The 12,574-nt window shown below is 73.3% G+C and carries 11 protein-coding genes; 4 read left to right on the top strand and 7 right to left on the bottom strand.

Annotated elements, in window-relative coordinates; genetic code table 11:
- Positions 1 to 56: 56 nt before the first annotated feature.
- Together IE178_RS14965 and IE178_RS14960 are read right to left on the bottom strand one after the other, a co-directional pair.
- Positions 57 to 2,102, bottom strand: a complete 2,046-nt coding sequence (locus tag IE178_RS14965) for a flotillin family protein (RefSeq protein ID WP_184761583.1) — start codon at positions 2,100 to 2,102, stop codon at positions 57 to 59.
- Between the two features lie 95 nt (positions 2,103 to 2,197).
- Positions 2,198 to 2,527 (bottom strand): hypothetical protein, encoded by a 330-nt coding sequence (locus IE178_RS14960; protein ID WP_318280061.1) that lies wholly within the window; start codon positions 2,525 to 2,527, stop codon positions 2,198 to 2,200.
- 242 nt (positions 2,528 to 2,769) lie between these two features.
- Between IE178_RS14960 and IE178_RS14955 the strand changes: the two genes are divergently transcribed.
- The gene (locus tag IE178_RS14955) at positions 2,770 to 3,828 is read left to right on the top strand and encodes a PucR family transcriptional regulator (RefSeq protein ID WP_193512591.1); all 1,059 of its coding nucleotides are present in this window, start codon (positions 2,770 to 2,772) and stop codon (positions 3,826 to 3,828) included.
- A gap of 18 nt (positions 3,829 to 3,846) precedes the next feature.
- Here the strand turns inward: IE178_RS14955 and IE178_RS14950 are convergent, their stop codons facing one another.
- Positions 3,847 to 4,293, bottom strand: coding sequence for a DUF6299 family protein (locus IE178_RS14950; protein WP_193512590.1), 447 nt, complete (start codon positions 4,291 to 4,293; stop codon positions 3,847 to 3,849).
- A 237-nt stretch (positions 4,294 to 4,530) separates the two neighbouring features.
- On the opposite strand from IE178_RS14950, the gene IE178_RS14945 reads away from it, so the two are divergent.
- On the top strand, positions 4,531 to 4,725 hold the full coding sequence (locus tag IE178_RS14945) for a DUF5999 family protein (RefSeq protein ID WP_193512589.1): 195 nt from the start codon (positions 4,531 to 4,533) through the stop codon (positions 4,723 to 4,725).
- Between the two features lie 163 nt (positions 4,726 to 4,888).
- Here the strand turns inward: IE178_RS14945 and IE178_RS14940 are convergent, their stop codons facing one another.
- Positions 4,889 to 5,287, bottom strand: coding sequence for a RidA family protein (locus IE178_RS14940; RefSeq protein WP_193512588.1), 399 nt, complete (start codon positions 5,285 to 5,287; stop codon positions 4,889 to 4,891).
- A complete protein-coding gene (locus IE178_RS14935) occupies positions 5,284 to 6,411 on the bottom strand; it encodes an acyl-CoA dehydrogenase family protein (protein WP_193512587.1) in 1,128 nt (375 codons plus the stop codon). The genes IE178_RS14940 and IE178_RS14935 overlap by 4 nt, the downstream gene beginning before the upstream one ends.
- Positions 6,412 to 6,528: 117 nt before the next feature.
- Here IE178_RS14935 and IE178_RS14930 point away from each other — a divergent pair, with 117 nt between their 5' ends.
- Together IE178_RS14930 and IE178_RS14925 are read left to right on the top strand one after the other, a co-directional pair.
- Complete coding sequence (locus IE178_RS14930) at positions 6,529 to 8,139, top strand: AMP-binding protein (protein ID WP_193512586.1); 1,611 nt, start codon at positions 6,529 to 6,531, stop codon at positions 8,137 to 8,139.
- A gap of 34 nt (positions 8,140 to 8,173) precedes the next feature.
- Positions 8,174 to 8,995, top strand: a complete 822-nt coding sequence (locus tag IE178_RS14925) for a PaaX family transcriptional regulator (protein WP_184761590.1) — start codon at positions 8,174 to 8,176, stop codon at positions 8,993 to 8,995.
- A gap of 33 nt (positions 8,996 to 9,028) precedes the next feature.
- Here IE178_RS14925 and IE178_RS14920 read toward each other — a convergent pair whose 3' ends face one another.
- Both IE178_RS14920 and IE178_RS14915 read right to left on the bottom strand, forming a co-directional pair.
- Positions 9,029 to 11,446: a bifunctional salicylyl-CoA 5-hydroxylase/oxidoreductase gene (locus IE178_RS14920; protein WP_193512585.1), complete on the bottom strand. Its 2,418-nt coding sequence runs from the start codon at positions 11,444 to 11,446 to the stop codon at positions 9,029 to 9,031.
- 3 nt (positions 11,447 to 11,449) lie between these two features.
- Complete coding sequence (locus tag IE178_RS14915; RefSeq protein WP_193512584.1) at positions 11,450 to 12,277, bottom strand: enoyl-CoA hydratase family protein; 828 nt, start codon at positions 12,275 to 12,277, stop codon at positions 11,450 to 11,452.
- Positions 12,278 to 12,574: the final 297 nt, after the last annotated feature.

The raw sequence follows: 12,574 nt of genomic DNA, 5'->3' as shown, positions 1-12,574 counted from the left end.
GAAGGGGGTGGCCGGGAGCCGCCGTCCCCTGTGCGGCGGCTCCCGACCGGGGGTGGTCAGGCCCTGGTGTGGCCGTTGAGCGCGGCCAGCGGTGTGTCCGACAGGCCCAGCTCCCCCGCCTTGTCGATCAGTTGCCGGAGCCGGCCGGAGTTCTCGCCGCCCTCCTGCATCAGCCGCATCAGCAGGGCGGACACCGTGAGGTTCTGCACGTCGGCCGTCGAGACGGAGCCCAGCACCCGGCTCAGGTCGTCGGTGAAGCTCGCCGAGCCGTCCAGCCAGGGCCCGGCGAGGGCCTGCACGGTCTCGGAGTTCCGGACGAAGCCGTCCACGCCCTTGCCGAGCGCGATCGAGGACACGAGCCGGTCGAAGAACACGGACTCCCCGCCGACGATGTTGATGTCCGCGTTCTCCAGCCCGGTCGCGAGGACCGTGGCCTGCGCCTCGGCGACCTGCCGCTGCACCTCCAGTCCGGCGAGCCGGACGTCCTTCTCGGCCTCCAGCCGCAGCCGGTACTCCTCGTGGCCTCGGGACGCCTCGTCGAGGGCGGCCATCGCCGCCGCCTTCTCGGTGAGGCCGGCCGCCTCCGCCCTGAGCTTCCCGCTGATGGCCTCCGCGTCGGCGAGGGCCTTGGCCCGCGCTCCCTCGGCCTCCGCGCGCAGCCGGGCCTCGGTGGCCCCGGCCTCGGCACGGCCCGCCTTCTCCACGACCTCGGCCTCCCTGTCGCGGACCTGCGCGGCGGCCAGCCCCTCGGCCGCCACCTCCGCCTGGACGCCCTCGGCCAGCCGCAGCTTGGCCCGCGCGTCCAGGTCGGCCGTCTTCAACCGGGCCTCGGCGAGGGTGAGCTCCTCGGCGGCACGGTGCGTGGCGGCCTGCTCGGCGGCCTCGGCGGCCTTGATGTCCTTGACGAGCTTCTCCTGCGCCTCGGCCTCCGCCGCGATGATCACGGACTGGCGCTGCCGCTCGGCCTCCTCGACCGCCCGCAGCCTCAGGATCGACTCCTCCTGCTCGGCGACCGTACGGTCCACCGCGACCCGCTCGCGGATGACCTCGGCGATCTCCCGCTTCTCCGCCTCGACCTCCTTCTCGGCGGCGATCCGGGTCAGTTCGGTCTCCCGGTCCCGGGCGATGACCTCCAGCAGGCGGTCCTTCTCGATGCGCTCGCTCTCGACGGCGATGACCCGTTCGCGGTTCTTGGCGGCGACGGCGACCTCGCGGGCCTGGTTCTCGCGCTGCACGCCGAGCTGCTCCTCGGTGCGCAGGAAGGCGCTCTGCGCGCGCAGCCTCTCCTCCTCCACCACCCGCGCGGTCTCGGCCTCCTCGCGGGCCCGTACGGTCTCGATCTCCCGGCGCTGCTTGATCTCGGCGTCGGCCTGCCGGCGCTCCAGTTCCAGGATCGCCTCGCGCGCGTCGACGTCCTGCCGGGTGATCTCCTTCTGCTCGTTGCGCTGGGCCTCGTTGGTCCGGACGTGCTCCACGGCCGTCAGCTCGGTGATCTTGCGGATGCCCTGGGCGTCGAGGACGTTGCCCGGGTCGAGCTGGGTCAGCGGCGTCTGCTCCAGGTAGTCGATCGCGGCGTCCTCGAGGTGGTAGCCGTTCAGGTCGACACCGATGACCTCGATGATCCGGTACCGCAGTTCCTCGCGCTTGGTGTACAGGTCGGTGAAGTCCAGCTGCTTGCCGACGGTCTTCAGCGCCTCGGAGAACTTGGCGTGGAACAGCTCCTGGAGCGTGTTGCGGTCGCTGGCCCGCGCGGTACCGACGGCCTGGGCGACCTTGATGACGTCGTCCACGGTCTTGTTGACCTTGACGAAGAACGTGATGCGGATGTCCGCGCGGATGTTGTCGCGGCAGATCAGGCCTTCCTTGCCGGCCCGGGTGATCTCGATGGTCTTCACCGAGATGTCCATCACCTCGGCCTTGTGCAGCACCGGCAGCACGACCGACCCGGTGAACGTCACGTCGACCCTGCGGGTCTTGGAGACGATCAGGGCCTTGCCCTGCTCCACCTTGCGGAACAGCTTGGAGACGACGAGCAGGCCGATGAGCACGAACAGCAGGGCGACGCCGACGAGTACGGCGATGCCCACGGTGGCGGCATCCATGGGACACGTCCTTCTGGGCTGAGAGACGGGCAGAAGTCGGGTGGATCGGCGCCTCGTTGGCGAGGCAGTGGACGTCCGGTGGAGGAGGAGACGGCTCAGCCGGTGCCGCGGTTCTGCGGCAGGCGCGGACGGATGCCGTCGGCTTCCCGGCGCACCGCGCGCGACGCTCCGTCACGGTCCGCGCCGGGCCGGTGCGGCGACCGTGACGGCCCGGGTTCGTCCGGGAAGAGGCGGTGCAGCGGCCGTACCAGCCGGCGGGTGAGCCGCCGGACGGCGAACAGCGCGAGGGAGCCGAGGTCCGCGCCGGAGTCGCAACCGCGGGCCGTGGTGACGCGGAGGGCCACCAGCAGCCGGAAGCAGACCACGACGACGAGGGCGGCGGCGAACGGGAGGGTGGGCGGACCCGTGGCGGACTCCACGACCATGCGCATCTCCACCCCCTCCCGTTCACCACTCACGTCGGCGGGTAGCACTGCTCCCCTCCGGTTCCGGTGCCGGCACCTGCCGGTGCCCGGCACCGGAACCTTCCGCGGTGCTCCCCGCGGACCATGGTGCCGGGCGGGCGCACCATGACGCATTGCCGGATTCCGGCAGTGTTCAATAGGGTCTGGGTGCCGGTGGGACACCGTGAAGGCGTAAGGGGCGCGTCAAGACATGGGGGGACTACGTGACGGAACGTGAGGTTCTGGAGCAGTATCTGGACGGCTATGCCCACATCCTGAAGGAGGTGGCGGCCACCGGCCGACGCCTCACCCGGGACGAGATCGTCTCCCGGCGGACCCTGGGGGAACGGGCCGCGGAGGCGGGCTTCGGTCTGCGCTCCCTCGTCGGCGCGCATCTGTCCGCCGCCCGCGAGGCGTGGCCGCGGGCCGCGGACTCGGCCGACGGCGCGCTCGCCGCCGTACAGCAGGTCGTGGACGCGTTCGCCGAGGGATACGAGCGGGCGCAGCGGATGGCGGTGCGTCAGGAGGAGGCGGCACGGCGGGAGTTCATCGACGACCTGCTCTACGGACGCAGCGATCTGGGCCGGCTCGCCGAACGCGCGGAGCGCTTCGGCCTGCGGCTCTCCCACGCTCACGCGGTCGCCGTCGCCCGGGGGCCGATCGCCTACGACGACGGCGACCCGGTGCCGCGGCAGGTGGAGCGCGCCCTCATCTCCCGGTTCGGTGACCGCAGCATCCTGCTCACCACCAAGGACGGGCGGCTGCTGTGCATCGCGCCCGGGCACCAGGGTGAGGTGCTCACCCACTTCGCCAAACAGGCGCACGCCGCCACCGACGGCGGCCAGGTCGCCATCGGCCGCGCGCAGTCCGGGGCCGGCGGTGTCGTCCAGTCCTACGAGGAGGCGCTGAGCACCCTGGAGTTCGCCGAGCGGCTGGGGCTCGACGACCCGGTGCTGCGCGCCGCCGACCTGCTGGTCTATCCCGTTCTGGCCCGCGACCGCCAGGCGATGGCCGACCTGGTCCACAACACCCTGGGGCCGCTGACCACGGCCCGAGGCGGTGCCCAGCCGCTCCTCGACACGCTCGGCGCCTACTTCGACGCCGGCTGTGTCGCCGCGGAGGCGGCCCGGCGGCTCTCGCTGAGCGTGCGTGCGCTGACGTACCGCCTGGAGCGCATCCACAAACTCACCGGTGCCGACCCGTCGGACCCGTCCCACCGCTACATGCTCCAGACGGCGGTGATCGGTGCGCGTCTGCTGGACTGGCCGGCCGGCGAGCGGTGAGCCGCCGGCCGGTACCGGTCAGCCGTCGACCAGGGTGATGTCGTGGTGCTGGACGGCGTGCGGGACGGGCAGCAGGAGGATGCCGCTGGGGCGCAGCTCCATGAGGGTGGCCTCGACGTGGGCGGGGCCGGCCTCCAGTGCCCCGGCGGGCACGCTTCCCTGGTTCTCCCAGCGGTGTTCCTTGCCGTCGCACACCGCGTGGGTGCCGCCGATGCCGTAGCCGACCGAGGACGAGGACTGGTGCACCGTGGAGCTGACGAAGATCCGTCCGGTGCCGCCGAGGCAGCGGTAGGTGCCGGAGAGGGTGACTCTCCCGTCGGAGATCCGCCCCTGCGCGTCCACCGTCACGGACTCCGAGGGGGCGGAGGGGGCGGTCGACGCCGCCACCGAGGGGGCTGCCGCGACGGAGCCGAGCAGCAGCAGGGCCGCACCGGCCACGGCGCCGGGGAGGGGACGTACAGGCATGGGGAAGCCTCCGGGAATGAGTGGAATGGGGCTTTCCACCAGTACCCGGTGTGCGGGTGCGCGGCCACCTGTCGTCACCCCTTCGGCGGCCGGCCCCGCTCCGGCCGTCGGGGAACCGTTCCGGCATTGTCCGGGATTGGTCACGCTTCCCGGCGGGCCGTTCCGGTGAGGTCGCGGTGGGCGCATGGTCGTTCCATACGACCCGTTCGGGTCGTTCCACCGACGTGGAGGTGCGCCATGTGTGCCCACCGGCCTTCCTGCCCCAGGTCCGAGTCCCTCACCCCGCATGTGGTGGCCGCCCACCCCGAGCAGGGCTGGAGCCTGCTGTGCGACGGCGTGATCGTCTTCGACGACACCGGCGAGCTGCTTCCCGACGGCCGGGTCATCTCCCCGCACCGCGTCCCCGCCGGCTGGCTCGTGGTCGCCGCCTGAGCCATCGGCACCTGCGGCGCGGATCCCGGCGATGAACCCTCGCGGACGGTTCTCGGCGATGAACCCTCGCGGACGGGGGCGAGCCGGGGCGGCCGTTCCCCGGCGATCAGCGTCCGAGCGCTCTCGATCCCGGCCGTGACGCCCGGCCAGGGCGTGCCGCCACTCAGGGCAGCAGGGCGAAGCCGTCGAGTTCCACCATGGCCTGTTCGTCCCAGAGGCGGACCACCTCGACGACCGCCATCGCCGGGTAGTCGCGGCCGGCCAGCTCGCGCCAGATCCGGCCGAGTGCGCGGGCGTGGAAGCGGTACGCGGCGACGTCGGTGGCGTAGACGGTGACGCGGGCCAGGTCGGCCGGGGTGCCGCCGGCGGCGCCCAGGGCGGTGAGGAGGTTGGTGAGGGCGCGCGTGAACTGTTCGGGCAGGGTGTCGCCGACCACCTCGCCGTCGGGGTCGAGGGCGGTCTGGCCGGCCAGGAACACCATCCGGGAGCCGGTCGCCACGACGGCGTGCGAGAAGCCGGCCGGCGGGGAGAGGCCGGGCGGGTTGACGCGCTCGGCGGTCACCGGTCCTCCAGGTTCTTGTACAACTCCTTGGCGATGATGCCCCGTTGCACCTCGCTCGCCCCCTCGTAGATCCGCGGTGCGCGGACCTCGCGGTAGAGGTGTTCGAGCAGGTGCCCGCGCTGCAGGGCCCGCGCGCCGTGCAGTTGGACGGCCCGGTCGACGACGTACTGCGCCGTCTCGGTGGCCAGCAGCTTCGCCATCGCGGCGCGCCGGGGGACGTCGGCGGCGCCCTCGTCGTACGCCGTCGCCGCCGCGTACACCAGCAGGCGGGCCGCCTCCGTGCGCAGGGCCATCTCGGCGACCTGGTGGGCGACGGACTGCAGGTCCTTGAGCTTGCCGCCGAAGGCGTCCCGCCGGGCGGTGTGGTCGAGGGTCGCGTCCAGGGCGGCCTGGGCCATCCCGACCGCGAAGGCGCCGACGCTGGGGCGGAACAGGTTGAGGGTGTCCATGGCGACCCGGAAACCGCCGCCCGGGTCGCCGAGGACGTCATCGGCACTCACCGGTACGGCGTCGAGGGCGAGGGCGCCGATGGGGTGCGGGGAGAGCATGTCGAGTCCGGTGCCGGTGAGGCCCGGGCGGTCGGCGGGGACCAGGAAGGCGGTGACGCCGCGGGCACCGGCGCCGGGGGTGGTGCGGGCGAAGACGGTGTAGAAGTCGGCCTCGGGGGCGTTGGAGATCCACCGCTTCTCCCCGGTGAGCCGCCAGCCGGAGGGGCCGTCGGGGTGAGCGGCGAGCGACAGCGCCGCCGCGTCCGAGCCCGCGCCCGGCTCGCTGAGCGCGAACGCCGCGACCGCGCTGCCCTCACTCACCCGGGGGATCCAGCGCGCGCGCTGGGCGGCGGTCCCGTGGGCGTGTACGGGGTGGGCGCCCAGACCCTGGAGGGCGAGGGCGGTCTCCGCCTCGGTACAGGCCTGCGCGAGGGACTCCCGCATCAGGCACAGCTCGAGCGCGCCGGAGGTGAACAGGCGCGAGAGCAGGCCGAGGGTGCCGAGTTCGGCGACCAGGGCACGGTTGACGTGCCCCGGTTCACCCTTCTCGGCCAGTGGTCGCAGGCGTTCCGCCGCCAGCGTGCGCAGCTCGGCGCACCGGGCGAGTTGTGCCGGTTCGAGCGAGAATGCGGTCATCGCCGGTCCCTTCCCTCGCCACTGGGCCACTCCCGAGGTTATCGCGGACCGTTGACTGCCGTCACCAACGCGATACGCTCCTGATGCGAGCCCACCACGCCAAGGGGGCGAATCGGCATGAATCCACGGGCCACCGCGCACGTCGACACCTTCGCCCGCGAACATCTCCCGCCGCCCGACGAGTGGCCCGAGCTCCGCTTCGACCTGCCGGAGCTGCACTACCCCGAGCGGCTGAACTGCGCGGCCGAACTGCTGCACGGCCCGCCCGACGACCGCCCGGTGTTCCACACACCCGACGGCACGACCTGGACGTACGGCGAGCTGCGCGCCCGGGTGGACCGGCTCGCGCACCTCCTCACGGGCGACCTCGGGGTCGTCCCCGGCAACCGGGTGCTGCTGCGCGGCCCCACCACGCCCTGGCTGGCGGCCTGCTGGCTGGCGGTGCTGAAGGCGGGCGCGATCGCCGTCACCGTGCTGGCCCAGCAGCGCCCGCACGAACTGGCCACCATCTGCCGGATCGCCGAGGTCCGCCACGCCCTGTGCGACGTCCGGGCCGTCGACGACCTCGCCAAGGCCGAGATCCCGGACCTGAGGACCGCCACGTACGGCGGCGACTCCCCCGACGACCTGCTGAACCGCCCGGCACCCGGGACACCGTACGCGGCCGTGCCCACCGCGGCGGACGACGTGGCGCTGATCGCCTTCACCTCCGGCACCACCGGACGCCCCAAGGGCTGTCTGCACTTCCACCGGGACGTGCTGGCGATCGCGGACACCTTCTCCCGGCACGTCCTGAAGCCGGTCGCGGACGACGTGTTCGCCGGCAGTCCCCCGCTCGGCTTCACCTTCGGCCTCGGCGGTCTCGTGGTGTTCCCGCTGCGCGCCGGGGCGAGCGCGCTGCTGCTCGAACAGGCGCACCCCGAGCAGCTCCTGTCCGCGATCGCGGCGCACCGGGTGTCGGTACTGTTCACGGCGCCCACCGCCTACCGCGCGATGCTCGGCGCGCTGGACTCCCACGACGTCTCCTCGCTGCGGCGCTGCGTCTCGGCGGGCGAGAACCTTCCGGCCGCGACCTGGAAGGCCTGGCACGAGCGCACCGGGCTGCGCGTCATCAACGGCATCGGCGCGACCGAACTGCTGCACATCTTCGTCTCCGCCGCCGACGAGCGGATCAGGCCGGGCACGACCGGAGTCCCGGTACCCGGGTGGCAGGCGCGCGTGCAGGACGCCGCCGGCACGCCCGTTCCCGACGGGGAGCCGGGGCTGCTCGCGGTGCGCGGCCCGGTCGGCTGCCGCTATCTCGCCGACCCGCGCCAGCGGGAGTACGTGCGCGACGGCTGGAACATCACCGGTGACACCTACGTCCGCGACCCCGACGGCTACTTCCGGTACGTCGCCCGCGCCGACGACATGATCATCTCGGCCGGGTACAACATCGCGGGCCCCGAGGTCGAGGACGCCCTGCTGCGCCACCCGGACGTCGTGGAGGCGGCGGTGGTCGGGCGGCCCGACGAGGCACGCGGCCAGGTCGTGGTGGCGTACACGGTCCTCAAGGAGGGGGCCGAACGCGACACCGAGGCACTGCGCGCCTTCGTGAAGTCCGAGATCGCGCCGTACAAGTGCCCCCGCGAGATCGTCCTCATGGACGCGCTGCCGCGCACCGCCACCGGGAAGCTGCAGCGGTTCCGGCTGCGCGCTCCCGCGGGGACGGGAGATGACCTGGGGTGATGCCGGGCCACCGCACGGATCCGCACGACCTAAGATGATCAACGTGTCCGACCAGCAAGCCCAGCACGCCCCGAGGTCTCTCATCGTCACGCTCTACGGCGCGTACGGCCGCTTCGTGCCGGGCCCGGTGCCCGTCGCCGAGCTGATCCGGCTGCTGGCCGCGGTCGGCGTCGACGCCCCGTCCGTCCGGTCCTCGGTGTCCCGGCTCAAGCGGCGCGGGCTGCTCGTCCCGGCGCGTACCGCGCGGGGCGCGGCCGGGTACGAACTGTCCCCCGACGCACGCCAGTTGTTGGAGGACGGGGACCGGCGCGTCTACGCCACCGCACCGCCTGCGGACGAGGGCTGGGTGCTCGCCGTGTTCTCCGTGCCGGAGTCCGAGCGGCAGAAGCGGCACGTCCTGCGCTCCCGCCTGTCCGGCCTCGGCTTCGGAACGGCGGCACCCGGTGTGTGGATCGCACCGGCGCGCCTGTACGAGGAGACGCGGCACACCCTGGAGCGCCTGCGCCTCGACACCTACGTCGACTTCTTCCGCGGTGAGCACCTCGGCTTCGCGCCCACCGCCGAGGCGGTGGCCCGCTGGTGGGACCTGGCCGGGATCGCCGAGCAGCACGAGGCGTTCCTGGACCGGCACGCGCGGGTGCTGCACGCCTGGGAGCAGCGCGCGGACACCCCGCCCGAGGAGGCCTACCGCGACTATCTCCTCGCCCTGGACTCCTGGCGCCACCTCCCCTACGCCGACCCGGGCCTGCCCGCCGCCCTGCTCCCCGCCGCCTGGCCGGGCGCCCGCTCGGCGACCGTCTTCCGCGCACTGCACGAACGGCTGCGGGACGCGGGCGCGGCGTTCGTGGAGGGGTGACCGTTCCCCTTCCGCCGACGTGCGCGGCCGGGGTCAGTCACCCAGCGCGAGACGGGGTCTGGGAGCGTCCGTGCGGCCGGTGCGCGGGCGCCGGCTGCCCGCCCGGTAGGGGGCCGGCCAGGCGACGCCCGGGCCCTCGTAGCCCTGTTCGGCCGCCGCGTGCAGCGTCCAGTGCGGGTCGTACAGGTGCGGGCGGGCCAGTGCGCACAGGTCCGTACGTCCGGCGAGGATCAGGGAGTTGACGTCGTCCCAGGAGGAGATCGCCCCGACCGCGATGACCGGGACGCCCGCCTCGTGCCGTACCCGGTCGGCGAACGGGGTCTGGTACGAGCGGCCGAACTCCGGTGTCTCGTCGGCCACGACCTGCCCGGTCGACACGTCGATCGCGTCGGCACCGTGCGCGGCGAAGGCGCGGGCGATGGTGACCGCGTCCTCGGCCGTGGTGCCGCCCTCCGCCCAGTCGGTGGCGGAGATGCGGACGGTCATCGGCCGGTCCCCTGGCCAGGCCTCGCGCACCGCGTCGAAGACCTCCAGCGGGAAGCGGAGCCGTTTCTGCGGTGAACCGCCGTAGGCGTCGGTGCGGTGGTTGGTCAGCGGGGAGAGGAAACCGGAGAGCAGATAGCCGTGGGCGCAGTGCAGTTCGAGCAGATCGAACCCGGCCCGCGCGGCCCGCACGGCGGCGGCGGCGAACTGCTCCCTTATGTCGGTGAGCTGCGCACGGGACAGTGCGCGGGGCACCTGGCTGCCCCGCTTGTACGGCAGCGGCGAGGCGGCGACGAGGGGCCAGTTGCCGTCGTCGAGCGGTTCGTCCATGCCCTCCCACATCGGCTTGGTCGAGCCCTTGCGTCCGCTGTGACCGAGTTGCACGCCGATCGCGGTGCCGGGTGCCTGCGCGTGCACGAAGTCGGTGATCCGCCGCCAGGCCTCGGCCTGCCGCCCGGTGTAGAGGCCGGCGCAGCCCGGCGTGATGCGGCCCTCCGGGCTGACGCACACCATCTCGGTCATCACCAGTCCGGCGCCGCCCAGCGCGCGGGCGCCGAGGTGGACGAGATGGAAGTCGCCGGGGACGCCGTCGACCGCCGAGTACATGTCCATCGGGGACACGACGACCCGGTTGCGCAGGGTCAGACCGCGCAGCCGGAACGGGGTGAACATCGGGGGCGTACCGGGCGGGCAGCCGAACTCGCGCTCCGCCGCCTCGGTGAAGCGGGTGTCGCGCAGCCGCAGGTTGTCGTGGGTGACGCGGCGGCTGCGGGTGAGCAGGTTGAAGGCGAACCGGCGGGGCGGTTGGCCGACGTACAGGTCCAGGTTCTCGAACCACTCCAGGCTGGCCCGGGCGGCGCGCTGGGTGGAGGCGACGACGGGCCGCCGTTCCGTCTCGTACGCGGTCAACGCCTCCTCCAGCGACGCGTGTTCGCGCAGGCACGCGGCCAGCGCCAGCGCGTCCTCGACGGCGAGTTTGGTGCCGGAGCCGATGGAGAAGTGAGCGGTGTGGGCGGCGTCGCCGAGGAGCACGACGTTGCCGTGCGACCAGCGCTCGTTGACCACCGTGCGGAAGGTGGTCCACGCCGAGTTGTTGGACTTCAGCGGGCGTCCGCCGAGCGCGTCGGCGAAGATCTTGGCGCAGCGCTCGACCGACTCGCTCTCTGGCATCTCGTCGAATCCGGCGGCGCGCCACACCTCCTCGCGCATCTCGACGATCACGGTGGAGGCGCAGGGGTCCCCCGGCCCGGGGGGCCTCGCCGAGGGGTCGTGGTCGGGCGACGGGCGGGAGTAGGGGTAGCCGTGCAGCTGCATCACGCCGTGCTCGGTCTCGGCGATCTCGAAGCGGAAGGCGTCGAAGGCGAAGTCGGCGGCCAGCCAGACGTACCGGCAGCGATGAGCGGTGATCCGCGGTCGGAACACGTCCGCGAACGCCTCACGTGTGGTGCTGTGCACCCCGTCGGCGGCCACCACCAGGTCGTACGTCCGCGCCAGCCGGGCCGGGTCGGGTGCCTCGGCCCGGAAGCGCAGTTCCACGCCGAGTGAGCGGCAGCGCTCGTGCAGGATCTGCAGCAGCCGGCGCCGGCCGAGGGCGGCGAAGCCGTGACCACCGGAGGTGTGGCGCACACCCCGGTGCACGATGTCGATGTCGTCCCAGCGCACGAAGTCCCGCCGCAGGGCCGCGTAGACCACGGGGTCGGCGTGCTCGATGCCGCCGAGGGTCTCGTCCGAGAGGACGACACCGAAGCCGAAGGTGTCGTCGGGGGAGTTGCGTTCCCAGACGGTGATCTCCCGGGCGGGATCGAGGCGCTTGAGCAGCGCGGCGGCGTAGAGGCCTCCGGGACCTCCGCCGATGACCGCCACGCGGAGGGGGCGGGTGGTCCCCCCGGCCGGCCGCGGGTCCGCGGTGGCCCGGCGCGCTGTTCCCCGCGCCCCTGGGGGTGGTGCGGTGCCGTTGGTCGAGGACATCGGTCACCGACCTCGCCACTTCGGGGGGCGCTTCTCCGTGAAGGCCGCGTGGAACTCGGCGTAGTCCTCGCCGTTCATCAAGAGGGCCTGGGTCGAGGCGTCCAGTTCCACCGCTGCCGCGAGCGGCATGTCCAGCTCGGCGGTGAGCAGTGCCTTGGTCTGGGCGTACGCCAGGGCCGGGCCGTCGGCCAGCCGGCGGGCGAGCGCCCGGGCGGCCTCGTCGGCGTGCCCCTCGTCCGTCAGCTCGCTGATCAGGCCGATCCGCTCGGCCTCCGGGGCGCGTACCGGTTCGCCCAGCATCAGCAGCCGCGTCGCGTGCCCCAGGCCGACGACCCTCGGCAGCAGATAGGCGGCCCCCATGTCGCCACCGGACAGGCCGACCCGGGTGAAGAGGAAGGCGAAGCGGGCGCTGGGGTCGGCGACCCGGAAGTCGGCGGCCAGGGCGAGGACCGCGCCGGCGCCCGCCGCCACTCCGTGCACCGCGGCGATCACCGGGAACGGGCACTCCCGTACGGCCCGCACCACCTGGCCGGTCATCCGGTTGAAGTCGAGGAGCTGGGCGGTGTCGAGGGAGAGGGTCGCGCCGATGATCTCGTCGACGTCGCCGCCGGAGCAGAAACCGCGCCCCTCACCGGCCAGCACCAGGGCCCGTATGGCCCGCTCCCGGGCCAGCTCGGCGAGGAGATCGCGCAGGTCGGCGTAGGCGCCGAAGGTGAGCGCGTTGAGCCTGTCGGGGCGGGCGAGGGTGACGGTGGCGACGCCGTCGGCGAGATCGACGCGCAGATGCTCCCAGCGGGCGGTGCGGGCGGCGGAGCCGGTGAAGGGACTCATGAGGGCGGCCTCCTCGGGCGGGCACTGCGCTGCTCACTGAGCTCTACCCGGTGAAGTTATCACTCATCCATGACTGCCGTCACGGTTGCGCGATACTCCGTTGGGGCGCACTGCCGCGAGGCGGGCTCCCGGCCCCGGCGCCGTCACATCCGTCACGATTCGTCGACATACCGGTAACGAGGGGTCCGGGCGCGGGAGGCGGGGCGTGGGCCCGGGTAAGCCGCCCGTTGCCGGGGCGGAACGTCCCGGACGGCGCCCGGCCCGGGCCGCCGGTGCCGCCCCCGGTGAAGGGGCGCA

Origin of the sequence: Streptomyces griseoloalbus, from assembly GCA_014650015.1 — a bacterium.
Taxonomy (GTDB): domain Bacteria; phylum Actinomycetota; class Actinomycetes; order Streptomycetales; family Streptomycetaceae; genus Streptomyces; species Streptomyces griseoloalbus.
This window is presented reverse-complemented; position numbering and strand designations above follow the sequence as displayed.